This is a genomic window from Collinsella aerofaciens, assembly GCF_039752955.1.
GTDB classification, from domain to species: Bacteria; Actinomycetota; Coriobacteriia; order Coriobacteriales; family Coriobacteriaceae; genus Collinsella; species Collinsella aerofaciens_BI.
Genome location: NZ_JBDMHB010000019.1, coordinates 1 through 25,596 on the forward strand (window position 1 = coordinate 1; position 25,596 = coordinate 25,596).

Here is a 25,596-nt window from a genome sequence, read left to right on the forward strand (position 1 = left end):
GCCTCCAGGCGCTCATCCTTTGGGCCGGCATATTCACGCCACTTTTGCACGAGTTTTAAATCTTCAAATTTCATAGCGAACTCCTAAAGAGCGTTAGGGTCGACGTCGATCCCGTCTTCCCAAAACAGATCGTTCAACGTAACGCGTAGCGCTTTGCAGATCGCCACGCACAAATTGAGCGTGGGGTTGTAGCCGCCCGCCTCGATCAGGCCGATGGTCTGGCGCGTAACGCCCACGGCCTCGGCCAAGTCAGCTTGCGAAAGGCCAACCGCCGCGCGCGCCGCCTTCATGCGTAGGTTCTTTTTGCCCGGCATGGATTTCCTTTCGTAGTAATGGACAGATATCCGTTGCAACATGACAGAAATATATTGCATCCATCAGAAGATGTCAACTATATCTGTCATTATGAAAACCATATTCGTCATCGCCATGCGGACATTACAACTTCGGTTCACTATTCAAACTTACTCGGACAGAACCGACTCGGTTTTGTCCGAGTAAACTCGAGCATAAACTGATTCATGCGATACAATTAACTCGGACAAAACCGAGTCGGAAGGAACCGAGTAAGTGGAATTCATTGGCAGGGAGCGTGAACTCGCCCGTATTAAGAAAACGCTCAAAGCACCCGAGCAGCGCAATGTTCTCATTTACGGCAGGCGTCGCGTCGGAAAAAGCGAGCTCATCAAGCAGGCACTAACCGATTTGTCGGACGTCGCAACGGTCTATTACGAGTGCCGCCAAACCTCCGAGGCAGACAACCTCGAGAGTCTGTCCGTCCTTGTTGCTGAAGCGCTGAGCTTTCCTCCGCTCGCCTTCGCAGGCATCCGCGAGCTCATCGAATTTCTGTTTGCCCAAGCCAAAGACAAGAACATTACCCTCGTTCTCGACGAATACCCCTACTTGAGAGATGCGGTTAAAGGCTTAGACAGCATTCTTCAGACCTCAATCGACGCTCACAGGGAAAACTCACGTTTAAACATTGTCCTGTGCGGCTCCTACGTTGAGATTATGAAATCCCTCATCGAGCATGAAAGCCCCCTCTACGGGCGAATTGATCTCGCGCTTGAGCTTAAGCCAATGGATTACTTTGACGCTGCGAAGTTCTATCCCGCGTTCTCGCCCGAGGACAAGGTGCGGCTCTATAGCGTTTTTGGCGGCATCCCCTTTTACAATCGCCTCATCGATCAATCCCAAAGCGTACGCGACAACATCATCGGGCTCGTCACGGAACCTGGCGCCCGCTTAGAAAGCGAGGTGCCGTCCTATCTCAACGCCGAGATCTCGAAGATGACCAACGCCAACGAAGTTTTCGGGGCTCTCGCACAAGGTTACTCCCGTTGGGGGGACGTGCTGGCACAGTCGCACGTCTCGAGCGGTCCGGCCATGGCAGACGTGCTCGACAAGCTCATGTCACTCGAAATCGTCCAAAAGCGTGCACCCATCAACGACCCTACGAACAAGCGCAAGTCTGGTTACTTTGTAGTGGATCCGCTTTCGCTCTTTTACTATCGCTATGTTTTCCGCAATGCCTCAGCGCGTCAGCTGCTCGACCCGGAAGTCTTCTATGATCGTCACGTCTCCCAAGACTTCGAGGAAAACTACGTTCCTCATATGTTCGAGGAGATCTGCCGTCAATACCTCGTGCGGCAGAACAGGACCGGCAAGATCGAACCGGCTTTCGACGCCATAGGCAAGTACTGGTACGACGATCCCGCAAACAAAACGAGCGGCGAATTCGACGTGGTAACGCAAGACCCCGAGGGCTACGCATTCTACGAAGCAAAGTTCCGCAAATCCCCCATCACGCAAAAAATGGTCGACGAGGAAATCGCCCAAGTCGAGGCAACGGGGCTCAAGTGCCATCGCTATGGATTCTTCTCCCGTTCGGGCTTCGAAGCTGGCGAAAGCGATCGAACCGTCTTCATCGACCTGCCGCAGATGTTTGGATAGGACAGGACAGGTCCCTCCCGCATTCCAAGCATTCATTATCTAATCGAACGATTGTTCGATGGATTTCGTGTTGGTTGGAATCGCCTGTGGGCTGGGCTATGCTACCTTGACTATCTATATGACTTAAACGCAGCAAGGGAGCACCGAGAGAGCGAGTATGGCAAAAAACACCGCAAACTATGGTAACGACAGTATTCGTCAGCTCAAGGACGAGGAACGCGTACGCCTGCGCCCCGCTGTCATCTTTGGCTCGGACGGACTCGATGGCTGCGCGCATGCCGCCTTCGAGATCCTGTCCAACGCCGTTGACGAGGCGCGCCAGGGCTACGGCAAGCTCATCACCCTTACCGCCTTTCGCGATGGCTCTATCCAGGTAGAGGACAATGGCCGTGGCTGCCCGCTCGACTGGAACCCTTCCGAGAAGCGCTTTAACTGGGAGCTCGTCTTCTGCGAGCTCTACGCCGGCGGCAAATACAACAACAACCAGGGCGGCGACTACGACTTCTCGCTCGGTACCAACGGCTTGGGCTCGTGCGCGACCCAGTACGCCTCCGAGTACATGGACGTCACGGTTTGGCGCGACGGCAACAAGTACTCCCTGCACTTTAAAAAGGGCAAGGTCGTCGGCGCCAAGAAAAAGGCACTCGAGATTGAGCCCAGCGACGAGGAACGCACCGGCACCACCATCAAGTGGCGTCCCGATCTTGAGGTCTTTACCTCCATCAGCATCCCCCACGAGTGGTATCGCGAGACCATGCGCCGCCAGGCCGTGGTCAACGCCAACGTGACCTTCCGCCTGCGCATCGAGGGCGATGACGGCGAGTTCTCCGAAGAGGATTTTTGTTATCCCAAGGGCATCGAGGACTACGTGCTCGAAAAGGTCGGTACCGACTACCTCACCGAGCCTTTCTTTATCGAGGCCGACCGTCGCGGTCGCGACCGCGAGGACCTGCCCGACTACAACGTAAAGATCACCGCATGCATGTGCTTCTCGCGCACCTTCATGATGCAGGAGTACTACCACAACTCATCGTGGCTCGAGAACGGCGGTTCGCCCGAAAAGGCCGCTCGCAGCGCTCTGACCAGCGCCATCGATGCCTACATCAAGCAACAGGGCAAATACAACAAAAACGAGAGCGGCATTAAGTGGCAGGACGTCCAGGACTGCCTGGTGCTGGTGACCAACTGCTTCTCCACCCAGACGTCCTACGAAAACCAGACCAAGAAGGCCATCAATAACCGCTTTATCCAGCAGGCCATGACGGCATTCTTTAAGGAGCGCCTCTCGACCTACTTGATCGAGAACAAAGATGCCGCCAACAAGATCATGGAGCAGGTGCTCATCAATAAGCGTTCGCGCGAGAACGCCGAAAAGACGCGCCAGAGCATCAAAACCAACCTGCAGCAGAAGACCGACATGGCCAACCGCGTGCAGAAGTTCATCGACTGCCGCTCCAAGGACAAAACCCGTCGCGAGATCTACATCGTAGAGGGCGACTCGGCAGCAGGCGCCATCCGCACGTCGCGCGATGCCGAGTTCCAGGGCGTTATGCCCGTCCGCGGCAAGATTCTCAACTGCCTGAAAGAGGACTACCCGCGCATCTTTAAGTCCGACATCATCATGGACCTCATGCGCGTGCTGGGCTGCGGTGTGGAGATCAAGGACAAGCGCATCAAGAACCTTGGCGACTTCGACCTGAACAACCTCAACTGGAACAAGGTCATCATCTGTACGGACGCCGACGTCGACGGTTATCACATCCGCACGCTCGTGCTCACCATGCTCTACCGCCTGGTGCCCACGCTTATCGACGAAGGCTACGTGTATATCGCCGAGTCGCCGCTCTACGAGATCAATTGCAAAGAGAAGACCTACTTTGCCTACACCGAGCTCGAGAAGAACGGCATCCTCAAGGAGATTGGCGACCAAAAGTGCTCCATCAACCGCTCCAAGGGTCTTGGTGAGAACGATCCGGACATGATGTGGCTCACCACCATGAACCCCGAGACGCGTCGCCTGATCAAGGTGGAGCCCGAGGACGTCACCAGGATGGAGACCATGTTCAACCTGTTGCTGGGCAACGACGAGGCAGGCCGCAAGCGCCATATCTCCGAGCACGGCAAGGAATACCTGGACCAGCTGGACCTGCAATAGCAGCAAATCGATAACGACGGCCCATAAGAAGTTCAAGAGGAAATCGTGGCAAAGAAGAAGACGAAGAACCAGCCAAAGAAAAAGCAGGTCAACGCCGAGAACGTCATCGGCCTGCACTCCGAGGTCACCGACCAGCCGATTACGCAGACGCTCGAGGTCAACTACATGCCCTACGCCATGAGCGTCAACGTCTCGCGTGCATTCCCCGAGATTGACGGCTTTAAGCCCTCGCATCGCAAACTGCTCTACACCATGTACAAGATGGGTCTGCTCAAGGGCGAGCGCCAGAAGAGCGCCAACATCGTGGGCCAGACCATGAAGCTCAACCCGCACGGCGACGCCGCGATCTACGAGACGATGGTGCGTCTGGCAACCGGCAATGAGGCGCTGCTCGCGCCGTTCGTTGAGTCGAAGGGCAACTTTGGCAAATACTATTCGGGCGACCTGAGCTACGCCGCCTCGCGTTATACCGAGGCCAAGCTCTCCCCCATCAGCGCCGAGATCTTCAAGGACATCGACAAGGACCCGGTCGACTTCGTTGACAGCTACGACGGCGCCATGAAGGAGCCGCGCCTGCTGCCCACCACGTTCCCCAACATCCTTGTCTCGGCCAATAAGGGCATCGGCGTCGCCATGGCGTCCGACATCTGCGGTTTCAACCTCAACGAGGTCTGCACTGCCACCATGCACTACCTGCAGGATCCTAACTGCGACCTGCTCGAGTACATGCCCATGCCCGACTTCTCGACCGGCGGCGAAATTATCTATCGCCGCGAGGAGATGGAGAAGATCGTCGAGACCGGCCTTGGCAGCTTCCAGATCCGCTCCCGCTGGCGCTGGATTCCCGAAGAGCGCATCATCGAGGTCTACGAGATCCCCTACACCACCAAGACCGATGTCATCATCGAGCGCATCGTCAAGCTCTCCAAAGAGGGCAAGGTCAAGGAGATCGCTGATATCCGCGACGAGACCGACCTCTCGGGCTTGCGCATCGCCATCGACCTTAAGCGCGGTGTCGACCCCGACAAGCTCATGGCCAAGCTCTATCGCTCGACCACGCTGCAGGATTCGTTCTCTTGCAACTTCAACGTGCTGGTCGACGGCTATCCCCGCGTCATGGGCGTGCGCCAGATCCTGCACGAGTGGGTTGCGTGGCGCATTCAGTCCACGAGTCGCCGCATTAACTTTGACCTGGGTAAAAAGTCCGAGCGCCTGCACCTGCTGCACGGCCTCGAGGCGATCCTGCTCGACATCGACAAGGCCATCGCCATCATCCGCGGCACCAAGCTCGAGGCCGAGGTCGTACCCAACCTTATGAAGGGTTTCGACATCGACGAGACCCAGGCCGAGTTTGTTGCCGAGCTCAAGCTCCGCAACATCAACGAGGAGTACATTCTCAACCGCACCAAGGACATCGCCAAGCTCGAAGGCGAGATTGCCGAGCTCGAGGAAATCCTCTCGAGCGAGGAGAATATCAAGAAGGTCATCAGCGACGAGCTGGCCGCCGTCAACAAGAAGTACGTGATGCCGCGCCGCACGGGCAGGATCGAGCCCCATGAGGTCATCGAGGTGAGCTTGGAACCCGAGGTCGAGGAGTACCCGGTCACCATCATGCTCTCGCGCGATGGCTACCTTAAGAAGATGACGGACCGCGTACTCAAGAAGGCGACCACGCTCAAGTACAAGGACGGCGACAAACCCTTTATCGAGTTCCCGTCCTCCAACACCCACGAGCTGCTGGTCTTTACCAACAAGAGCCAGGTGTACAAGTGCAAGGTTGCGGCGTTTGAGGACACCAAGTCGGCCCAGCTGGGCTCGTACCTGCCGACCGATCTTGAGATGGAACCCGACGAGGGTGTCATCTGGGTCATCGACCCCGAGGACTACAAGGCCGACGTGCTGTTTGTCTTTGAGAACGGTCGTGTGGTGCGCGTCGCACTTGCCGGATACGTTACCAAGACCAACCGCAAGCGCCTTAAGAACGCCATCTACGGCGGCAGCAAACTGCTGTATGCCCAGGTGCTCAAGGAAGATCGCGATATTGCACTGGTCTCGAGCGACTATCGCCTGATGAACTTCAACACGTCGTTGCTCAAGACCAAGACGACCACCAACACGCAGGGCGTCCAGGCCTTTACGGCTAAGAAGGGCCGCTCGGTCACCACCGTCGGCACAACCGAGGAGATTCTTGGCGCCGGCGTCTCGGCCGAGAAGTTCACCGCACAGAGCCTGCCTTCTGCCGGTGCCCTCATGAAGGAAAACGACATGCCGAGCCTGTTTGACTAGGTGCCACGGCAACGAGACCGTTAGATACTTCTCAAAGCGACGAGGCCCGGAACGCAACGGCATTGCGCCCGGGACTCGTCGTTTTTCTTCTCAACTATTTTTTAACGCAGATAAATTGATTTCTGCTTATTTTTCTGCGTAAAAAATGTCAGCGTCACTGCTTCGATGCCCTTTGGTCAGCTGTTAGCAAAACTTGCAAAAATTAGCAAAACTTGCAAAAATTAGCAAAACTTGCAAAGGAGTCACCATGGAGTACAGCAAGAACCCCTTTACCCCGACGTTCGGAAGCGTCCCTCCCTTTCTAGCGGGTCGCGAGCATATTCTGCGTGACATCAACCGTGGTTTTATCAACGGCCCGGGAGATCCAAACCTGTCGACTATTTTTACGGGCGCAAGGGGAACGGGCAAGACGGCGCTTCTCTCGCTCCTTTCAGAAACGGCGCTTGAACACGGTTGGATCGCAGCAAATGTCTCCGCCATGCCAGGCATGCTCGAAGATATTATCGAGCGAACCAAAGAAGCCGCAGATAGCTACCTCTCACAGCCTCATGCGCGCATAAACGGCGTTCAAATTGGTCCAGTGGGCATCGATTGGACATATGCTCAAGAGGCTCAGGGCAACTGGCGCACGCGCATGAATGGCATCTTTAAGCAACTCGAAAAACATGACATCGGACTTCTCATTACCATCGATGAAGTCACCGTCGATCTCGAAGAAATGCTTCAATTTGCCTCTGTTTACCAGCACTTTGTACGCGAAGGTAAAAAAGTTGCCCTACTCATGGCAGGACTGCCCTACAAAGTATCGGCGTTGCTGCGTAACGATTCCGTCTCGTTCCTCAGGCGTTCCCAATATCATCAGTTAGGACGAATCACTGACGTTGAAATTGCAAACGCGTTTCGCAAAACCGTTGAGGCCGGAGGACGTTCAATCACACCAGAAGCGCTCGAGAATGCTGTGAAGGCCGTCGACGGATTCCCCTACATGATGCAGCTCGTCGGATATCGCACTTGGGATGTTTCGGAGAACTCGCCCCAAATCAGTGCATCCGATGTCCAGCAGGGTTCCCTACTCGCACGCATGGAGCTGCGTGATCGCATTCTCGAAACGACCTATCGAGAGCTTTCCGATAAAGACATTGAGTTTTTACTCGCGATGCTGCCCGATTCTGGCCCCAGCAGGGTCTCGGAGATAGCCAAACGCATGGGCGTCGCCAGCAACTACGCAAGCCAATACAAACGCCGCCTTCTCGAGGACGGCGTCATCGGGGAACGTGGGCGTGGTCTCGTTGGCTTTGACATCCCCGCATTCAGGGAGTTCCTGAGCGAGAAAGTCTCCTAGCACGCGGAGATTGTCCATAAGGACATCAACGCATGGCAATCAGTAATCCTCTTGGTAAGGGAAGTAGGCTTTCCGCCAACGCTGATTGCCATGCGTTCTTCTTGTCCTTAGGCGAGTTTGCGAGCGAGCTCTCGCACCTCTTCCAACTTGGGCGAGGAGACCATGCTGTCACGCTCGGTCATACCGCTGATGGTGACAATGCCCTGGTCCTCCCACTTGCAGTACGCACAGGTTGACTTGTACATAGCGATCGCCGCATCATAGACGCCCTCGCTATGGCTATCGAGCAAAAGGGCCGTCTTGGTGAACGGGAAGCCCGTAGCACCGAAGGCATACAGGCGGTCGATGGCGGCCTTCTCCTGCGCAGTGATATCAAACCAGTAGATAGGCGAAGCGAAGACAACCATATCGGCGCCTTTCAGTGTCTCGAGCACACCGGCCATGTCGTCCTTCTGCACGCAGGCACCCTCATGGGCAAAGCAGTACTGACACCCCAGGCAACCAGCAATCTTCTTGCCGGCAACGCGGATGACCTCGACCGTATGGCCGGCCTCGCGCGCGGTCTCGGCAAACGCCTCGACCATGGTGTCGGTATTGGCGCCCTTGCGCGGGCTACCGCTCAATACAACGATATTCATAAGAATCTCCCTTCTTCATGCCGCAGGCGCGCGGCATACATTTCGTTGTAACCAAAACGGATAGAGCTATTCAGTCGTCTGTAGATCGCATCTCTCGTTCGTGTTCTCTAGACACAATCTCATTGCCTGATAACTCCTCGGCCACCTTGATTTTCTCTCCGAGAATTGAACAGCAAATCGTTGCTCGCAAAGTATCGACTGTGAGAAAATTAGCTTGAGCTTTCTCCCTGCTCGCATAAGCGTTCGCGTGAAAGAGCCTAGCCGCATCGGCCAGGCGCAATATAGATCCGCGGAAACCGGCCTACGAACAAGGAGTGTCTTATGTATGGACAGCATGTTGCACCGCAGACCCATAACAAACGGACTGGCCTGTCTATCCGCGACGTCAAGCGTCATGCAGACGCCAGAATCGCCGCCTTCGGAGTAAGCATTCTTGTGGCAGGACTGCTTTTGCTACCCTGCGCAGCACTGGCGACAGAAATGCCCGAAACCGATGTCGCAGCACCCATTACCTGCGACGAAGCCAACGCGGAAGGCAGCCTCACAGCTACCACCGTTGTCGACCATAACTATGACCTGGAGCTCCCTCCTGCCTTTATGTTGGTCCAGAATGAGGCGTTTGTATACGATTTCCCCGACAAACCCGAAGACTTCATCTACGGGCTTAACGACACCGTCCTTCTCTTCAAGATCGACACCGATACCGAAGGCCTTATAAAAACCGAGAACCCCAAAGAGGCCAGCGTCTCTATTGCCCTGACCATGATCGACAATCACGTTAGAGCAACCGTAGTCTTTACAGGCAGTTACGCCGACGACCAAATCCCTTACAGGCTGAACCTCAACAGCTCAGCCCACCTTGGCACACACGTTGACCGTGACTTCGACAGCGGGCAAGGGATTATGCACGAGACGCGGCACGATTACTACATCCGTTACATCTTCGACAGTGACGTGCACTTGATTGCAACCGATACGAGCGGTTCCAAACCCGATCCAAGTGTTAAGCCGATCCCAGAGGTCAAACCCGAACCGGAAACCAAGCCCGAGCCCACACCGCAGCCCAAGACAGAAAAGCCCGCGGCAAATCCCGTTTCCACCAAGGCAGTAACGGCAGCTAAACCAGCCAGGACCACCCTACCCGCTACGGGCGACAACGGCGCGATAGCAGTCGCCCTGAGTGTTGCCGGTGGCGTAGTTGCATCAGTTAGCATTTCCGCAACAAGGCGTCGCAACCGCTAGCTAAAGCAAATACGCCATTCACACAGGCAAACAACCAAGCTCCAACGAAAACGGTCCAGTCATCCGACTGTGCCGCACTCCAGTAGTTCGTGGAAGATATCAAAGAGGTATCCCAGGCTCCCTTGAGCTGTGCGACAGACAGATCAGGTTTGGGAAGTAGAACGGCCCTTGCGCGAAGCGTGAATCGGGCAAGTCTGACGTTTATTCCCAGGGCCAAGCAGGGCCGGAGGTTTTATTGGCGGCTCTTACGGGCGTCGCGAGTTTTGGCGAGGACGTAGGCATCGGGGTCGTCTTTGAACCAGGGGCAACGGCGCTCGCCGGAGACCATATGGCGGTGGGGGCAGCCGCCCATGCACATGGGCAGAATGTGGTGCACGGATGATTGGGCGTCCGCAGGCTGAGTGAAGCCATAACAACACTTCGCGCATCGAGCAGTTTGAGCCGGCGTGCGCATGTCGGCGCCATACCGGGAAGAGAGGGCCTTCTTGTGGGGCGGACGACCCCATTGCAGTCTCCTTCCGCTCTAATCCTGCGGGAACGACAGCGGCCGTAGGAGTACCGCTACCGTACTCGTAGCGGTTCTCCGCCCCCTAAGCAGCGTGTCCGCTACGAAACGACCGTCTTGTAATAAGCGCCGAAGTCTGCGAGCGAGTCCATGATGGGCATCATCTGGCGGCCGAGCTCGGTAAGGCCATACTCAACGCGGGGAGGATTCTCGCCATAGTCATGGCGAAAGACCAGCCCATCATCCTCCATCTGCCGCAGGCTGTCGGTAAGCACCTTCTGAGAGATCCCCTCGAGGTCGCGGCGCAACTCGTTGAAACGCCAAGGGCGTACGCGCAAGTTACGGATAATGAGCAGCTTCCACTTGCCGCCAATGAGCGTTACCGCCGTTGCGACCGGACACTCCGGAAGCTCCTCTTTCGCCATCACGGGAGACCCAACCTCCTTGACCATACCGGTTTCACAAAAAAGTACGCAGTTACAAATATGTGCGTACTCGTATTTGCATTCGCCTTCGCGTTGAATATAACTCACGCAGGAGATGCCTGCAAGGTACATCAACCCCAAGAGAGGAACCATTATGGCTAATTATGCAAGGACCCACATCGGTAATGAGAGCCGTGTCGAGCTGCACGAAGTGCTCGGGCTTACCGGGGCAGAGGTGAGTGTCAACAATCTTCCCGCCGGCGCTGGCGTTCCGTTCGTCCATGCACACAAGGAAAACGAGGAAATCTATGGCGTGCTCGAAGGCGCCGGCTCGGTCACGATCGACGGTGAGGAAATCGAGCTTGCAGCCGGCGACTGGCTGCGCATTTCCCCCGCCGCACACCGTCAGTTCCGCGCCGCATCCGACTCGGGCATCACATACGTCTGCATTCAGGTCAAGCAGGGATCCCTTGATGCCTTCACGGCCGACGACGCTATCATGTTCTAATTCGCGATCGGTGTGCAAGGGGCCGATACCGCCCGCATGCCCCCTTCGGAATAGGCGCTGAGCAGCTCCTGGGCGTGGGCGAACTCGGGCCCTCGCCTCCAACCGAGTAGGCGGTTGACCGCGAGATTTCCCTGGACGTTGTGAACGAAGAGCAGATAGGCGTCCTCGCGCGAGAGCCCGGTCTCCTCCATGATCGAGGGAACCATCTGCTCAGCGCCGCGCTCGACGACGCGCTGTGCCACCCGGGCGTATGCATCGTCATCCGAGTAGAGCAGATAATAGTCATCGTTTGCCGGCGGGCGCTGGCAGAGAGCCTCCGCCTCCGTTCCCTCAAGCGGGGGCGCCGCCGCCAGGGCCTCGTCGATAAGTGCATCAAGCAGCGCGAACTTGTCCTCGTAGTGCAAATAGAACGTGCCGCGGTTGATATCGGCACAGCGGCAAATATCCGCCACCGTCATCTTCGCGAAGCCGACCTCGGCCAGCAGCGCAAAGAACGCCTCCCGTATGACCGAAAGCGTATAGCGTCGGCGACGATCGATCTTCCCCGATTCCATGGCCCCTCCAATTGCAGCGCTCAACAATATCCAGAAGCCGCTCGTTTATCGACAGCAGCTCGAAACTGTTCATTGCTCTGACGCAAATCAACACTGATACTTTTTATAGACACCTGTTCATTGTAGTTGAAAGAGAGTATCAAGTGACTCTATACGAGCGGCTCGTTATCGAACTCACCAACCAATCGTTTTCCCATCAGGCCGCCTACCGCACCGGCGGCACGCCCTATGAACTGAGTGCCCGCGAGCCCGAGCGCTACGACCAGCAAATCGAAACGTTTGCCCGCATGATCGATGAAGCCGATTGCGTGCTTGTAGGCGGGGCCTCTGGGCTCTCCGCGGCGGGCGGCGGCGACTTCTACTACGAAGACAACGCGACCTATCGCAGGCATTTCGGCAAATTCGCCGAGCGCTACGGTTTCAGGGGCGCTTTTGAAGGGTCGTCCTACCGCTGGCCCACCGCCGAGTCGCGCTGGGGCTACCTTGCCACCTTCCTCGACACCACGCTCAACGCCCCGCTGCGCGAGCCCTACAAAGATCTCGACGCCATTCTTACCGAGAAAGACTTCTTCGTTCTCACCACCAACCAGGACACGCAGTTCATGAAAATCTACCCTTGGGAGAAGGTAGCAGAGATCCAAGGCGATCACCGCTTCTTCCAGTGCTCCCACTGTTGCACCGGCGAGGTGTGGGACGCGGTCGAGCCGGTCTCCCGCATGGTAGAGGCCATGGGAGACGGCCTTGAGGTTCCGACAGAATTCGTGCCACGCTGCCCGCACTGCGGGGCAGAGGCGTTCCCTTGGGTTCGCGGCTACGGCAACTTCCTGCAGGGCGAGCTCTACGAGGAGCAGTACCGCAAGGTGTCCGACTGGCTCGACGCGCACGCGCGGCAGAGGATCCTTTTCCTCGAGCTGGGCGTGGGCCGCATGACGCCTGCGTTTATCCAGGAGCCGTTCTGGGCCCTCACGGCGCAGTTGCCGCAGGCTGGCTACATCGCCGTGAACAACAGGACGCAGTTTCTCCCCCGTGCAATCGAGGATCGGGGGCTCGCCGTTCGTGCCGATATCGCCGACGTGCTCGCCGACGTGCGCAAGACGCTGGGTAGGTAGCGCATGGAAACGATAAAAGCGGTTCGTATCGGCCAGGCACTTGCCGAGGCGGATCTTATCATCATCGGCGCCAGCAACGGGCTCGACATGGCAGAGGGGCTCAACCTCTTCTACGCCGATGCTCATTTCCAAGAAGCGTACGGAGACCTCGCCCAGGCTGATGGCATCGGCTGCATACTGCAGGGGCTCACCTCTCCGGATGCAAACGTGCGACGCCGATGGGCCGATCGATTCCATCAAAAGGAGTATGTCGAGTATGAGCCCGGCCCAATCATGAACGGGCTGCGGCATCTTACGGAGCACGCTGATACCTTCGTGATCACATGCAATATTGACGGGCACTTCGCACGCGCAGGGTTCAACGAGAACCACGTGCTCGAGACGGAGGGGAGTACGTGCACGTCGATTGACGAGCAGCGTCTCGCCCACCCAGATGCCCTCGCCATGGCGCAGCTCGAAGATCTCGCGCACCTTGTGCAAGCGCATCGCAACCACAAGGTTGCCATCCTCGAACTTGGCGTGGGGCTGCGCAACGGCGTCATAAAGCGCATGCTCGCTCGGGTCGCGAACGCCTGCGAACACGCCACCTACATCGTGTTCAACTACAGTCAGGCTCTGACGCCCGACGCTTCGTGCGAGACAATTCTCGTTGACGGCGATATGACCCCGGCTTTCGAGGAGATCGTTCGATGCCACCTCTAGAAAGAGAAGCGATGAGGCTTCGAAGCCTCATCGACGATGCCGACGCCATCATCGTCGGCATCGGCTCGGGTATGTCGAGCACCGCCGGGTTCAACCATTACAACCATGCGGGCATGACGTGTGCCGGAATGGCGGACTGGCAGAAAGCCTTTGGCTTCAAGAGCCTTTTCGACGGCTTCTATCACCTCTACCCCAGCCTCGAGCAGCAATGGGCCTACTACGCGCGATACATCGATTTCATGCTGCGCGAGCCGGCCTCACAACCCTATCTCGACCTGCGGTCCCTCATCGGCCATAAGGATTACTTCATCCTGAGCACCAATGTGGACACCCAGGTTGAGAAGACGTTTCCTGCCGAGAGGACCTGCAACTATCAGGGAAGCTTCGCACACCTTCAGTGCAAGCAACCATGCTGCGACGAGATCTTCGATGCGAGTCCCTACGTCGAGCGCATGCTCGCAGGCATGGCGGGGTTCGAGATCCGCAGCGAGAATGTCCCCCGATGCCCGCACTGCGGTTGGCAGCTTGTGCCGTGGGTGCGCGACGACACGTTTTTGCAGGGCACGGCATGGCGCAAGGGCCTCGAACGATATGAGCACTTCGCGCGCGAGCGTGGTAGTAGCCGCGTGCTGTTGCTGGAGCTCGGCGTGGGCGAGATGACCCCCGGCATCATCACGCTCCCGTTCTGGAGCATGACCGCAAAGCTACCGGATGCGCACCTACTGAGCGTAAACATCTCGGGCGACTCGGCCCCGTTGCAGCTCGGAAACAAGGCGGAGGCGATTCGGGCCGATTTGCGCACGCTGCTCGCGGCGGCGCGGGTGACGAAGGTATTTAAGCCTCCTTGTCAGTCGCTGTAAGGTATTCCTCGTCGTCCACGGGCTCCAACCACTCGTTGGAGGTCTCCTCACCCGGAACCTCCAGCGCGAGATGGGAGAACCAGCTGTCGGGCGCGGCTCCGTGCCAATGCTTTACGCCCGCGGGAATATTTACTACATCGCCAGGGCGCAGCTCCTGTGCCGGTTTGCCCCATTCCTGATAAAACCCTCGACCAGCCACGCAGACGAGGATCTGTCCGCCACCGCTTTTGGCGTGATGGATGTGCCAGTTGTTGCGGCAGCCGGGCTCGAACGTAACGTTGTAAATGCCGACCTGCTCGGTGGAAAGGGGCACGAGGTAGCTTTGCCCGATAAAGTACTTCGCAAATGCGTCGTTGGGGGCACCGATGGGAAAGGCCATCTCGTTTTGGTGTCGGGCCTTTGCGTCGGCGCCGTCATCTTCGTCCGCCCAGACCTCCTTCGCCATGCGAAAGGCCGCCCACGCCTTGGGCCATCCCGCGTAAAACGCCGCATGCGTAAGGATTTCCGCTATCTCAGCCCTGGTCACCCCGTTGCTCTTTGCGGACATCAGATGATATTGGAACGAAGAGTCCGTCAGCCCCTGCGCCATTAGGGCCACCACCGTCACCACGCTGCGGTCTCGAAGGGAAAGCCCATCTTCTCGGCTCCACACCTCGCCGAACAGCACATCGTCATTGAGCTGAGCGAATTTGGGGGCAAAATCCCCCAGGGCGTCTCTGCCCGCCGTCTGTTTAATTGCCATGATCGATTTCCTCCTATCGATGGTTCTGGACACGAATCTGTTTACGCATGGCCAAGTGGCCCGCCTAGATTCCCATGCCCATTCGTCGCGCCTGCTCAAGAGCAGGGTGCCCAGCGATTTCGCCCACGCCGTTCACGCCGCCGGCGAAAACCGTTTTGCCCATTACGGACCACCCCTTGCGCTACCGATTTGTATTGACGAGAATGAAGGTAATACCTAAACCTAACTTTAGGTCAAGGAATGAATTCGAGATTTATTCGGAGGGGCCATGTACACAATCGGACAGGTGGCGGAAATGTTCGGCTTGCCCGCCTCAACGCTGCGGTATTACGACAAGCAGGGATTGTTCCCGGGGCTGGAGCGGACGTCCGGCATTCGCCAATTTGGCGATACGGAACTCGAGGCGCTTCGGGTCATCGAATGTCTGAAGAAAGCGGGGATGGAGATCAAGGACATCCGTCTGTTCATGGAATGGTGTGCGGAGGGCCCGTCCACTTACCCCCAGCGCAAGGCCATGTTCGAGGAGCGGAAGGCCCACATGGAGTCGGAAATCGCGAACATGAACCGTGCGCTGGATATGCTGAGATTCAAATGCTGGTACTACGAGCAGGCGATTCAAGATGGCAGCGAGGATAGGCTGGAAGCGCTGATTCCCGACAATTTGCCGGAAGAAATCAAAGGCGCCTACGAGAACGCGCACGCTCGATAATGCCGACCGATCTCAAGGGAATTCGGTGAGGAGTCCTCTTCGGTTAGTGATGTACTTCTTTCCCTTGATGTCGTAGCGCTTCGCCTCATAGAAGACGAAGGCGTCACGGAGGTAGGAGATGTAGCGCCCGACGATGACGTGGTTGGTGGGAACCTTGTTGGCGTCGAGGACGTTGGCGATGTTGTTGGGCGAGTTGAGGTTGCCGGAGTTGTCCATCATGTACTCGGCCAGCCTCTCCAACACGGTGGAGTCGGTACGTATTGCGGTCTACCCAAGCCATAATCCACTCCTTCTCGGTTTCGAAACTCGATTATTTCTAAAGTTTCGAAACCGAGAAGGCAATGTACACAAGGATGCATCGAGGAGCGAATCCCAGTAGCGCCATGTCAGCAGCGATGCCGGGCGCATTCGCACGTGCCACAATCCAACCACCAGAGATGAAAACACAGTCCCCGTCGGGTAGTCGTGGGCGTGCGCTAGTCCGCATCAGTAACCTGCCTCCTTGGTTGTCCCTTCTCTGCATGGTCATCTACATAAAGGAGGAACCAACCATGCAGATCAGCGTGTCGTCCACCCTGACCGTATATCACGACGGTCAATTGTGGGTCGGGCTGGCGGAGCACGTCGAGAGCGGAAGGTATGGCGTCGCCCGCATCGTCTTCGGCGCGGAGCCGTCCGATGAGGAGATTCTGCGATTCGTTACAAGCGAATGGGAGAAGCTCTCGTTCTTCGGCGACAAGGCCACCGAAACAAGCAAGCCCGCGAAGAACCCCAAGCGGCGCGCTCGCGAGGCAGCGAAAGCCCTTAAACGGCCCGCGGTGAGCACCAAGGCGCAACAGGCGCTCGCGGCACAGCGGGAAGCAATGAAGCGGGAGTCGGCTCAAGCAAGAAGTCAGCGTCGCGCGGATGAGGCGGAGACGCGCTTCGAGCAGCGAAAGTTGAAGCGCAAGCAGAAGCATCGCGGGCATTGATCGCCATTTGCAGCAAGGCAAACCATATACAGCAGCGGCGCCAGTTCCACTTGAAGCCGACGCCGCGTAGACGCTGATGGTGACGGCTATGCACGGGCACGGGCGCGCCACCGCACTTCACAGCTTGTTTCTCAAGTATTTGGGACGCACACGCGGCGTTCAAAAATGCGGAGCGACTCCGCATGGCTCGAGACTGAGCCGAGATGCCCTACTTCTCGCCCTCCAGCAGCCCCACGATGCGGTCGATGTCGACGGCAAAGCGAGGCCTTCCCTCGCGCTCGTAGCGGTCAAGGTATGCCTGGCACTCGGAGACAATGCGCTTGGTGTTGCCATCGATGATGCGCTGGAGCGTCTCGTAGTAGGCCGAGCCCTCGGTCCTGAAGCGGCGCTGGTGGGCCTTGGTTATGGGGAACATCTTGATGTAGTGGATGCCGTGGCGGCAGCCGGGGCGCGTCGTGGGGCGGGGTGGCAACGCAAAGTACTGGTCTTTGGGCACGTTAGGGGCGATGTTGGAACGCAGCGGCACAGCGAAGTCCCTGCGCTTTCCGCGGAAACGCAGCCTCACCACCACGATGCAGGGGCGATTGTGCTTAAGCATGAGCTCGCGGTCGCCATCGACGAGGTCGAAGAAGTCCTGGGAGATGGATACGATCTTCATCGGTTGCGCCCCCCCTTCATACGAAGCGGGGCCCGCATCGCTGCAGGCCCCTACAGGTGGGCGATATTCTACGCCTTGCGGCACCCCGTCGCCCACGGAGGTTAAACGTACACGTAAGCCGTACTCTGAAAGCCGCGGCTTCCGGCAAGTAGTTTATACCACGAAAGGTCGCTTTCGATGCGCCTAGCTCGCAAAATAACACTCGCTGGGCCGTCACCCCTGATCTTCTCGACCGTCTCCTCCGGGTACTTATTGCGTGCCACGGGCACCTCCGTCCTTGTTATCGCGATAAACATACCATGAGTGGCGTACGGGTCGAAAAGGGCTGGCGCCAAAAGAGCCCAACGGCCGTTACAGCTTCGTTAGAAACGCGCCCCACCATGGATGGTGAACCCGAAAGGTAAGGCGCACGGGCACGGCGACTCGGCCCGCGCACCCGGAAGAGAAAGGACGAACCCATGGGTTACATGCTCGAGACGCGCGGGCTCACCAAGCGCTTCGGCAGTGGCGACCAGGCGCAGGACGCCGTAGCCGACGTGAGCCTTCATATCCGCGAGGGCGAGGTGTACGGGCTGCTCGGCCCCAACGGCGCCGGCAAGTCGACAACGCTCAAGATGATCTGCGGGATGCTGCGGCCGACGGCCGGGGAGATCCTCTTTGCCGGGCACGCCTGGCGCCGCGAGGACCTCTACGCAATCGGCAGCCTCATCGAGGAGGCGCCGCTCTACCCCAACCTCACCGCGCGCGAGAACCTGCGCGTGCGCACCACGCTGCTGGGCCTTCCCGAGAGCCGCGTAGATGAGGTGCTCGCCGCCGTGGACCTCGCGGACACCGGGAAGAAGCGCGCCGGGCGCTTCTCGATGGGCATGCGGCAGCGCCTGGGGCTCGCGCTGGCGCTGATCGCCCGGCCACGTCTGCTCGTGCTCGACGAGCCTACCAACGGCCTCGACCCCATCGGCATCGAGGAGCTGCGCGACCAGATCCGCGGCTTCGCGGCGGCGGGCACGACGGTGATCGTCTCGAGCCACATCCTCTCCGAGGTGCAGCAGATGGCGGACACCATCGGCATCATCTGCGGGGGGCGCCTCGCCTACGAGGATGCGCTTCGGCCCGGGCAGGACCTCGAGGAGCTCTTCATGAGCGTCTGCCGGGAGGGGCGTCGAGCGCGCGGGGAGGTGGCGGCATGACGGGCGAGAAAGGCGGCCTGCTCGCGGGCCTGCGCGCCGAGGCCCTGAAGTCGCGCCACGCGGCACCGGTTCGCCTGGCCGTGCTCATGGCGCTGCCGATGCCGCTGCTCGGCGCGATGCCCTACCGGGGCGTGCAGATCTTCAGCGCGTGGAACTACTGGTACGCGCTCTTCCTGCCCGTGGCCCTCTCGCTCGTGGTGGCGTGCGTCGCGCGGGCGGACGCGCGCACGCGGATGCGGGGGCTTCTGGGCCTGGGCTTCCCGCTCGGGCGCGCCTGGTGGGCCAAGGCGCTCTGGTGCCTCGCGCTCTGCACGCTCTCGAACCTCGTGGTCTTCGGCATCTACCTCGCGGGATCGGCGTTCTCCTCGCAGGGCCTCACGGCCGCGGGCACGCTCGCGATGCTCCTCTGCGCGCTCGCCAACACGGTGACCGCGGCGTGGATGATCCCCGCAGGGCTCTTCCTCACGGCGCGGCTCGGCATGCTCGCGGGCATCTTCTGCCCGCTCGCCGCGCAGCTCGTGGGCGGGTTCGCCTGGTCGCTGGTGCCGCTGCCGCAGCTCTTTCCGCCGTCGGCGAGCATGGTCATCCCCACGAGCTTCATCCCCGTGCTGCCGAGCGGCGAGCCACTCGCGGCGGACATGGCGCTCGGCGGGGCGCTCGCGGCGGACGGCATGCTCACACTGGCGGGCCTTGCGGTCTGCGCGCTCGCGTTCGCCGCGCTCACGGCGGCGGGCGCGGCCTGGTTCGCGCGCTCCGAGGAGAGGTGATGGCCGTGACACGACTCTCCGACCCGACGCCGCGCATGACTCTCTCGCGGGCCCTGCTCTCCGAGGCCCTGCGCCTGGCGCGCTCCCCGCTCGCAGTGGTGCACCTCGTCTGCGGCCTGGCAGCCGGTCTTGCCTGCGGCGAGTACTTCTCCGTTACCCGATGGGACCCGGCGCTGGGCGCGGACGCCTACGTCCAGTTCCTCGGCGCCCTCATGCCGCTCATGTCCGCCATCGTCTGCGGGCTCGCCGTGGACGAGGAGCGCGCTGCCGGGCGCCTCGCCAACCTCACGGCGGTCCCCTCGCGCGGGCGCGCCGTCGCGGCGAAGCTGCTCGCCCTTGCGGCGCTCGGCGCGGGCGCGCTGGCCGTGGCGCTCGGCGTGTTCGGGGCCGTGCTCGCCGTCGCCGGGCGCCTGCCGCTCGGGCCCGCTCCGCTTGCGGCCGCCTGGGCGGGCATCGTGCTGGGCAGCCTGCCCCTCTACGCGCTGGGGCTCGGCGTGGCCCTGCGCCTCGGCCGCAACGCCGCCATCGGCGCCGGCGCGGCGGGGATGCTCCTCGCGTTCTTCTCGGTGGGCGGACTTGCGCACGGCCTCATGACCGGCGAGCTCACCGGTGCCCTGGCGACGCCCCTGAGCTGGGTGCCGCTCGCCTGGCCCGCGCGCCTGGGGTCGCTCGGGGTGGAGGCCTTCATCGACGCCGCACGCGCGGCGGGCCCTCTCCTCACGACTGCGCTCGCTGGCCTCGTGCTCACCCTGGCAGCCGCCGCCGTCCTTCTCGCCTGGTTCTGCCGCTTCGAGGACGGGAGGGCAGATGCGTAGGAAGCCGCTCGCCGCCGTGCTCGCCCTCCTCTCCGCAGCGTTCGTCCTGGGCGGGAATGCCCTGCTCGACGCCGGCTGGGGGTCGGCGCCGCGCTCGATCGCCGACCGCGTGCTGCCCAACCCTGAGATCGCCATGTGGGCGCCCGCGCCCGCGGCTGCGCGCGGGGCCCTGGACCGCTGAGCGCGGCGCAAGTACAATGCCGACGGGAGTTTCAGGAGGTCGAACATGGCGAGGATACTGGCAGTGGATGATGAGCGGGCGATCCTCGACGCGCTCGCGCGCGTCCTCGGCCGCGACGGCCACGAGGTCGTCAAGGCAGCGGACCCGACGGCGGTCCCGGGGACGGACCTCTCGCGCTTCGACCTCGCGCTCTGCGACGTCATGATGCCGGGGCTCGACGGCTTCGAGCTCGTGCGGCAGATCCGCCCGGACTTCGACGGGCCCATCATCTTCCTGACCGCGCGCGTGGCCGAGGAGGACGCCGTGGCCGGCTACGGCCTGGGCGCCGACGACTACGTCCGCAAGCCCTTCGGGGCCGCGGAGCTGCGCGCCAAGGTCGCGGCCCATCTACGCCGTGAGCGCCGGCCGCGCTCGCACGCCCTCTCCTTCGGGGAGGTGCGGATCGACCTCGGGGCGCGCGGCCTCGCCGTGGGCGGCGAGGCCGTGCCGCTCACGCCCACCGAGTACGCCATCTGCGAGTACCTCGCCCGCCACCCCGGGCAGGTCATGAGCCGCGCGCAGATCCGCGAGGCGGTGCTCGGCTGGGAGAGCGACGCCGACGACGCGGCCATATCCATGCAGGTCAGCCGCGCCCGGAGGAAACTCTCCGAGGCCGGCGCCGATCCGATCGCGACCGTCTGGGGGATGGGGTACAAATGGCAGCTCTGAGGACCGGGGCGCGAGGTCGCGGGGGCATGCCGCTCTCCTTCGTCATCGCGCGCTACTTCGCCTACGCGTTCGCGGCGGTCGCCACGGCGTGGCTCGCCTCGTTCATGGCGCTCTCCGCGGCGATCGACGCGGGCTTCGTCTACGAGGCAAGCTGGGGGCCGGCCAATGCGCGCGAGGTCGCGGAGGGCCTGGCACGCGACGGCGTCTGCGGGCAGCAGGACGTGCCGACGGCGTACCGCTACCTCATCCTGAACAAGGACGGATACGTGCTGATGACAGACCTCGAGGGCACGCGGCTCGAGGACGCGGCGGAAATGGCCCGTGCGGCACTCGCCGCGGATCCGGGCACAGTGGAGATCGAGGGCGGGGGCTCGGGCCTCACCTACGCCGCGTTCCCGCTCAAGGGCGGCGGGGCCTGCGCACTCGTCAGCGAGTACCTGCCGCAGTGGGTCTCGCGCGGGCTCGCCGGCCTGCTTCCCAACCCGCAGAACCTCATGCTCGTCGGCGCCGCTGCGGGAAGCGCGCTCGCGCTCGCGCTCGTGGCGCGCCGTGCGAGCCGCGTGATCTCGCGCAAGATGGCGCCGCTCGCGGAGGCAGCGGGGCGCGTCGGCGCGGGGGATCTCGACTTCGCGGTCGGCAGCACCAACGTACGCGAGGTGAACGACGTCCTCGCCGCGATGGACGCCATGCGGACCTCCCTCGCCGAGTCGCTCGAGGCCCGCTGGGCCGCGGAGCGGGGGCAGCGCGAGCAGGTGGCGTCGCTCGCCCACGACCTCAAGACGCCGCTCACCGTGCTGCGCGCCAACGCCGACTTCGTGGCGGAGGAGCCGGAAGACGAGAAAGACGCCGACCTCGCGGCCGCCGCGCGCGACATAGCCGGCAGTGTCGAAAGGCTCGACGGCTACGTGCGCCTGCTCATCGAGGCCTCGCGCGGGTCCGGCGGGGCGGAGAGGGCCCCCATGCGGCCGGCCGAGCTCTGCGAGCAGGTCCTCGCCGAGGCCGCCCAGATCACCCGGGCGCGAGGCGTGACGCTCGACGCGACCACGGGCCCTGCTGTCGCGGGCGCGCCCGAGGCCCCGCTCGACCGAACCGCCCTGGCGCGAGCCGCCGCGAACCTCGTGGCCAACGCCGCCGAGCACGCGCGCTCGCGCGTGGCGGTCTCCTGCGACGTCGAGGGCGGCCACCTCGTCATCGAGGTGGCCGACGACGGACCGGGCTTCTCTCCCGCCGCCCTCGAACGCGGCTGTGAGCGCCTCTTCACAGACGACTCCTCCCGCTCCTCGCGCGACGGAGGCCGCCACTACGGGCTCGGCCTCCACGCCGCCGCCGAGGCCGCGAGCGCCCACGGGGGCTCCGTCTCGCTCGCCAACAGCCCCTCGGGCGGCGCGGTGGCCACCATCGCGGTCCCCCTGTGCGGGGCCTGACGACTCAGGCCCTCACACCGGAGCGCCTCGCAACCAAACGCTTCCATCTTGAAACACGGGGAGTAAATCGCGAAATCGCAGGTAAAAGGGGGGGAGTAAAAAGGCAAAGAAAAAGCCTCCGTTCCGACGCGGAAACAGAGGCTAGATTATCGTATTTACTCACCATTATCGCTGGTGGCTTTGCCGTAACTCTCGTACGAAACGAAACTCAGGAGCACAGTGCGGCACTCAAAAGTGCAGGTCAGAACCCTGTCAGCCTACTCCCACTCGATCGTCGCGGGCGGCTTAGACGTGATGTCGTAGCACACGCGGTTGGCGCCGGGGACCTCAGCAACGATGCGGCCGGAGATGCGGGCCAGGACGTCGTAAGGCAGTTTGGCCCAGTCGGCGGTCATGGCATCGCTGGACTCGACGGCACGCAGGATGATCGGACGCTGGTAGGTGCGCTCGTCGCCCATAACGCCGACGGACTTAATGTCGGGCAGAACCGCGAAATACTGCCAGCAGCTGTGCTCGGAGTTGCGCTCGCCGGTCTGCTCAAACAGGCGCTGGTTGTAGGCATCCAGCTCCTCGCGCACGATAGCGTCGGCGTTCTTGAGGATCTCGAGTTTCTCCTTGTCGACCGCACCGATGATGCGGATGGCAAGACCCGGGCCCGGGAAAGGCTGGCGGAACACGATGTGACCCGGCAGGCCCAGTGCCAGACCAAGCGCGCGGACCTCGTCCTTAAAGAAGTGGTCGAGCGGCTCGATGAGGTCGAAGTGCACGCCCTCGGGGAACGGGATCAGGTTGTGATGGCTCTTGATGGTGGCCGTCTTGCCGCCCGTCTTGCGAGCGCCGGACTCGATGATGTCGGGGTAGATGGTGCCCTGAGCCAGGTACTTGACCGGCTTGCCATCGGTCTCGAGCTGCTGCGCCACGGCGAAGAACTCTTTCCAGAACTGCGTACCGATGATGCGGCGCTTCTCCTCGGGCTCGGTCACACCGGCCAGAAGCTCGGCATAACGGTCCTCGGCGTGGACGTGGATAAAGTCGACGTCAAACTGCTTGGTGAAGACCTCCTCCACCTGCTCAGGCTCGCCCTTGCGCAGCAGGCCGTGGTTGATGAACACGCAGGTCATCTGCTTGCCCACGGCGCGAGCACCCAGCGCAGCCACGACGGAGGAGTCGACGCCACCGGACAGGGCCAGAATCACGCGGTCGTCGCCGACCTTCTCGCGGAACTCGGCCGTCATGGTCTCGACCAGGTTGTCCATGCTCCAGTTGGGCTCCAGGCCGCAGATCTCAAACAGGAAGTTGCTCAGCAGCTGCTGACCATACTCGGAGTGCTTGACCTCGGGGTGGAACTGCGTGGTGAAAATCTTGCGCTCGACGCACTCCATGGCGGCAACCGGGCACACGTCAGTGCTGGCGGTAACGGTAAAGCCCTCGGGCACCTCGGAAACGGCGTCGCGGTGGCTCATCCACACGGTCTGCTCCATGGGCGTGGAGTTAAAGAGCTTGGCGCCGGCCGTGCGCGTGATGGTGGCGCGGCCGTACTCGCCCACCTCGGAGTGGCCGACCTTGCCGCCGAGCGTCACGGCCGTGATCTGATGGCCGTAGCAGAAGCCCAGGACGGGAAGGCCCAGGTCAAAGATGGCGGGATCTATAGACGGAGCGTCCTCGGCATACACGGAAGCCGGACCGCCGGAAAGGATGAGCGCAGAGGCGTTCATCTCGCGAATCTCGTCGGCCGAGATGTCGCAGGGGACAATCTCGGAATACACGTTGAGGTCGCGGACGCGACGGGCAATGAGCTGACCGTACTGCGCACCAAAGTCGAGTACGAGGACCTTTGCGGAAGCCTTTTGATCCATGGTTCCCCCTCTTGTTGGCGGGGAGCCGGTGCCCACCCGCGTGAATGAACGAAAATAGCCTTCATAGTGTACACGTTATATGGGGTTTCTCGCCCCTCGCAGCCATCAGCGCACGGCAAACGCACGACCTGGGCCCCTGTTTGACGGCAATTGAAGTGTTTTCAAACGTTACAGATGATGTAATACGTTTGAACATTGGACGCCCTGTGCCACAATACTGCCGAACGACTCCGCCTCTGCGGCGGCAAATACGATAGGAATACCAGCATGAAGCGCATCCTTCTCATCGCCACGGGCGGCACCATCGCATCGACCGAGGACGGCAACGGCCTCTCCCCCGCCCTGACCGGTGAGGAGCTCGCCCAGAGCGTCCCCGAGATCTCGGGCCTCTGCGAGCTCGACGTCGTGCAGCCCATGAACATCGACAGCACCAACATGCGCCCCAGCGACTGGATGTGTATCCGCGACGTCATCGTCAAGGGCTATGCCGACCACGACGGATTCGTGATTCTACACGGCACCGACACCATGAGCTACACCGCGGCGGCGCTTTCCTATCTGATTCAGGACAGCCCTAAGCCTATCGTGCTCACCGGCTCGCAAAAGCCCATGGGCAATCCCTTTACCGACGCCAAGCTCAACCTGTACCAGAGCCTGCTCTATGCGCTCGACGAGCATTCGCACGACGTTTCGATCGTGTTTGGCGGCGTCGCCATTGCTGGCACGCGCGCCCGCAAGCAGCGCACCATGAGCTTTAACGCGTTCATTAGCGTCAACTATCCGCCCATTGCCTACATCCGCAACGACCGCATTGTGCGCAACGGGCTTCACGGCACTCATCAGAATGAGAGCCCGGTGCGTTTCTACGACAGTATCAATCCGCGCGTATTTGTCCTTAAGCTGACGCCCGGCGTGAACCCGGGTATCCTGGACGCCCTAGCCGATAGCTACGATGCTGTAATTCTTGAGACCTTTGGCATTGGCGGTATTCCCGAGTTTGGCGAGTCCGGCGATTCGTTCCAAGAGGCAATTTTCCGCTGGGTCGATTCGGGTCGCACCGTCGTTATGACCACGCAGGTCCCCGAGGAGGGCCTTGACCTGGGTGTTTATGAGGTCGGCCGAGCTTACGCCGATCATCCGGGTATTTTGCGCGGCGACGATATGACCACCGAGACGCTCGTGGCCAAAACCATGTGGGCGCTCGGCCAGTCACGCGATGCCGCCGAGATCCAGCGCCTGTTCTACAGCCAAGTCAACCACGACCGTATCCCGATGGCGTAATTCAGTTGTCGACGGGTA

At 60.8% G+C, this 25,596-nt stretch carries 27 protein-coding genes; 18 read left to right on the forward strand and 9 right to left on the reverse strand.

Annotation, left to right across the window (positions count from 1 at the left end; all coding sequences use genetic code 11):
• Positions 1-83: 83 nt before the first annotated feature.
• A complete protein-coding gene (locus tag ABHR75_RS05715; protein WP_195568536.1) occupies positions 84-314 on the reverse strand; it encodes a helix-turn-helix transcriptional regulator in 231 nt (76 codons plus the stop codon).
• A gap of 256 nt (positions 315-570) precedes the next feature.
• On the opposite strand from ABHR75_RS05715, the gene ABHR75_RS05720 reads away from it, so the two are divergent.
• From ABHR75_RS05720 to ABHR75_RS05735, 4 genes are all read left to right on the forward strand, one after another.
• A complete protein-coding gene (locus tag ABHR75_RS05720) occupies positions 571-1,953 on the forward strand; it encodes an ATP-binding protein (RefSeq protein WP_346963845.1) in 1,383 nt (460 codons plus the stop codon).
• A gap of 157 nt (positions 1,954-2,110) precedes the next feature.
• Positions 2,111-4,108 (forward strand): DNA gyrase/topoisomerase IV subunit B, encoded by a 1,998-nt coding sequence (locus tag ABHR75_RS05725; protein ID WP_346963846.1) that lies wholly within the window; start codon positions 2,111-2,113, stop codon positions 4,106-4,108.
• Positions 4,109-4,153: 45 nt separating this feature from the next.
• Positions 4,154-6,394: a DNA gyrase subunit A gene (locus ABHR75_RS05730; RefSeq protein ID WP_346963847.1), complete on the forward strand. Its 2,241-nt coding sequence runs from the start codon at positions 4,154-4,156 to the stop codon at positions 6,392-6,394.
• A gap of 247 nt (positions 6,395-6,641) precedes the next feature.
• Positions 6,642-7,736, forward strand: a complete 1,095-nt coding sequence (locus ABHR75_RS05735; RefSeq protein ID WP_195568529.1) for a P-loop NTPase family protein — start codon at positions 6,642-6,644, stop codon at positions 7,734-7,736.
• Between the two features lie 107 nt (positions 7,737-7,843).
• Here ABHR75_RS05735 and ABHR75_RS05740 read toward each other — a convergent pair whose 3' ends face one another.
• On the reverse strand, positions 7,844-8,374 hold the full coding sequence (locus ABHR75_RS05740; RefSeq protein ID WP_195503676.1) for a flavodoxin family protein: 531 nt from the start codon (positions 8,372-8,374) through the stop codon (positions 7,844-7,846).
• 321 nt (positions 8,375-8,695) lie between these two features.
• Here ABHR75_RS05740 and ABHR75_RS05745 point away from each other — a divergent pair, with 321 nt between their 5' ends.
• Positions 8,696-9,616 carry a hypothetical protein gene (locus tag ABHR75_RS05745; protein ID WP_195503675.1) on the forward strand — a complete coding sequence of 307 codons (921 nt, stop codon included), beginning with the start codon at positions 8,696-8,698 and terminating at the stop codon, positions 9,614-9,616.
• Between the two features lie 232 nt (positions 9,617-9,848).
• On the opposite strand, the gene ABHR75_RS05750 is transcribed toward ABHR75_RS05745, so the two are convergent.
• Both ABHR75_RS05750 and ABHR75_RS05755 read right to left on the reverse strand, forming a co-directional pair.
• Entirely contained in the window at positions 9,849-9,992 is a 144-nt protein-coding gene (locus tag ABHR75_RS05750; protein WP_271760285.1) for a hypothetical protein, read from the reverse strand.
• Positions 9,993-10,222: 230 nt separating this feature from the next.
• On the reverse strand, positions 10,223-10,546 hold the full coding sequence (locus ABHR75_RS05755; protein WP_229066807.1) for a winged helix-turn-helix transcriptional regulator: 324 nt from the start codon (positions 10,544-10,546) through the stop codon (positions 10,223-10,225).
• Positions 10,547-10,700: 154 nt separating this feature from the next.
• On the opposite strand from ABHR75_RS05755, the gene ABHR75_RS05760 reads away from it, so the two are divergent.
• Positions 10,701-11,054, forward strand: a complete 354-nt coding sequence (locus tag ABHR75_RS05760) for a cupin domain-containing protein (protein WP_195568526.1) — start codon at positions 10,701-10,703, stop codon at positions 11,052-11,054.
• Here the strand turns inward: ABHR75_RS05760 and ABHR75_RS05765 are convergent.
• Entirely contained in the window at positions 11,051-11,608 is a 558-nt protein-coding gene (locus ABHR75_RS05765) for a TetR/AcrR family transcriptional regulator (RefSeq protein WP_195568524.1), read from the reverse strand. The two genes, ABHR75_RS05760 and ABHR75_RS05765, sit on opposite strands and share 4 nt — an antisense overlap.
• Positions 11,609-11,751: 143 nt before the next feature.
• Here ABHR75_RS05765 and ABHR75_RS05770 point away from each other — a divergent pair, with 143 nt between their 5' ends.
• The 3 genes from ABHR75_RS05770 to ABHR75_RS05780 are packed head-to-tail and all read left to right on the forward strand — an operon-like array spanning position 11,752 to position 14,279.
• Entirely contained in the window at positions 11,752-12,717 is a 966-nt protein-coding gene (locus ABHR75_RS05770) for an SIR2 family NAD-dependent protein deacylase (RefSeq protein ID WP_195361423.1), read from the forward strand.
• 3 nt (positions 12,718-12,720) lie between these two features.
• Positions 12,721-13,419 carry an SIR2 family NAD-dependent protein deacylase gene (locus ABHR75_RS05775; protein WP_195568522.1) on the forward strand — a complete coding sequence of 233 codons (699 nt, stop codon included), beginning with the start codon at positions 12,721-12,723 and terminating at the stop codon, positions 13,417-13,419.
• 11 nt (positions 13,420-13,430) lie between these two features.
• A complete protein-coding gene (locus ABHR75_RS05780) occupies positions 13,431-14,279 on the forward strand; it encodes an SIR2 family NAD-dependent protein deacylase (protein WP_346963848.1) in 849 nt (282 codons plus the stop codon).
• Here ABHR75_RS05780 and ABHR75_RS05785 read toward each other — a convergent pair.
• On the reverse strand, positions 14,254-15,021 hold the full coding sequence (locus ABHR75_RS05785) for a carboxymuconolactone decarboxylase family protein (protein ID WP_238057657.1): 768 nt from the start codon (positions 15,019-15,021) through the stop codon (positions 14,254-14,256). The two genes, ABHR75_RS05780 and ABHR75_RS05785, sit on opposite strands and share 26 nt — an antisense overlap.
• Before the next feature lie 268 nt (positions 15,022-15,289).
• On the opposite strand from ABHR75_RS05785, the gene ABHR75_RS05790 reads away from it, so the two are divergent.
• Entirely contained in the window at positions 15,290-15,730 is a 441-nt protein-coding gene (locus ABHR75_RS05790; RefSeq protein ID WP_195568516.1) for a MerR family transcriptional regulator, read from the forward strand.
• Between the two features lie 12 nt (positions 15,731-15,742).
• Here the strand turns inward: ABHR75_RS05790 and ABHR75_RS05795 are convergent, their stop codons facing one another.
• Positions 15,743-15,973 (reverse strand): ATP-binding protein, encoded by a 231-nt coding sequence (locus ABHR75_RS05795; protein WP_195568515.1) that lies wholly within the window; start codon positions 15,971-15,973, stop codon positions 15,743-15,745.
• 308 nt (positions 15,974-16,281) lie between these two features.
• Here ABHR75_RS05795 and ABHR75_RS05800 point away from each other — a divergent pair, with 308 nt between their 5' ends.
• On the forward strand, positions 16,282-16,701 hold the full coding sequence (locus tag ABHR75_RS05800; RefSeq protein WP_346963849.1) for a YjdF family protein: 420 nt from the start codon (positions 16,282-16,284) through the stop codon (positions 16,699-16,701).
• A 208-nt stretch (positions 16,702-16,909) separates the two neighbouring features.
• Here ABHR75_RS05800 and ABHR75_RS05805 read toward each other — a convergent pair whose 3' ends face one another.
• The gene (locus ABHR75_RS05805; RefSeq protein ID WP_195568511.1) at positions 16,910-17,359 is read right to left on the reverse strand and encodes a hypothetical protein; all 450 of its coding nucleotides are present in this window, start codon (positions 17,357-17,359) and stop codon (positions 16,910-16,912) included.
• 458 nt (positions 17,360-17,817) lie between these two features.
• Here ABHR75_RS05805 and ABHR75_RS05810 point away from each other — a divergent pair, with 458 nt between their 5' ends.
• Genes ABHR75_RS05810 through ABHR75_RS05835 form a run of 6 tightly spaced genes read left to right on the forward strand, consistent with a single transcriptional unit; the run spans position 17,818 to position 22,441 of the window.
• Positions 17,818-18,546 carry a lantibiotic protection ABC transporter ATP-binding protein gene (locus ABHR75_RS05810; RefSeq protein ID WP_346963850.1) on the forward strand — a complete coding sequence of 243 codons (729 nt, stop codon included), beginning with the start codon at positions 17,818-17,820 and terminating at the stop codon, positions 18,544-18,546.
• On the forward strand, positions 18,543-19,313 hold the full coding sequence (locus tag ABHR75_RS05815; RefSeq protein ID WP_195568507.1) for an ABC-2 family transporter permease: 771 nt from the start codon (positions 18,543-18,545) through the stop codon (positions 19,311-19,313). Before ABHR75_RS05810 ends, ABHR75_RS05815 begins: the two co-directional genes overlap by 4 nt.
• On the forward strand, positions 19,313-20,128 hold the full coding sequence (locus ABHR75_RS05820) for an ABC-2 family transporter permease (RefSeq protein ID WP_346963851.1): 816 nt from the start codon (positions 19,313-19,315) through the stop codon (positions 20,126-20,128). The genes ABHR75_RS05815 and ABHR75_RS05820 overlap by 1 nt, the downstream gene beginning before the upstream one ends.
• The gene (locus ABHR75_RS05825) at positions 20,121-20,309 is read left to right on the forward strand and encodes a hypothetical protein (RefSeq protein ID WP_346963852.1); all 189 of its coding nucleotides are present in this window, start codon (positions 20,121-20,123) and stop codon (positions 20,307-20,309) included. Before ABHR75_RS05820 ends, ABHR75_RS05825 begins: the two co-directional genes overlap by 8 nt.
• 45 nt (positions 20,310-20,354) lie before the next feature.
• On the forward strand, positions 20,355-21,017 hold the full coding sequence (locus ABHR75_RS05830; RefSeq protein ID WP_346963853.1) for a response regulator transcription factor: 663 nt from the start codon (positions 20,355-20,357) through the stop codon (positions 21,015-21,017).
• Positions 21,018-21,043: 26 nt separating this feature from the next.
• Positions 21,044-22,441: a HAMP domain-containing sensor histidine kinase gene (locus ABHR75_RS05835; protein WP_346963854.1), complete on the forward strand. Its 1,398-nt coding sequence runs from the start codon at positions 21,044-21,046 to the stop codon at positions 22,439-22,441.
• A 257-nt stretch (positions 22,442-22,698) separates the two neighbouring features.
• On the opposite strand, the gene guaA is transcribed toward ABHR75_RS05835, so the two are convergent.
• Positions 22,699-24,297: a glutamine-hydrolyzing GMP synthase gene (guaA, locus tag ABHR75_RS05840; RefSeq protein ID WP_035136929.1), complete on the reverse strand. Its 1,599-nt coding sequence runs from the start codon at positions 24,295-24,297 to the stop codon at positions 22,699-22,701.
• A gap of 267 nt (positions 24,298-24,564) precedes the next feature.
• Between guaA and ABHR75_RS05845 the strand changes: the two genes are divergently transcribed.
• The gene (locus tag ABHR75_RS05845) at positions 24,565-25,578 is read left to right on the forward strand and encodes an asparaginase (RefSeq protein ID WP_195568504.1); all 1,014 of its coding nucleotides are present in this window, start codon (positions 24,565-24,567) and stop codon (positions 25,576-25,578) included.
• The last annotated feature ends 18 nt before the right edge of the window (positions 25,579-25,596 follow it).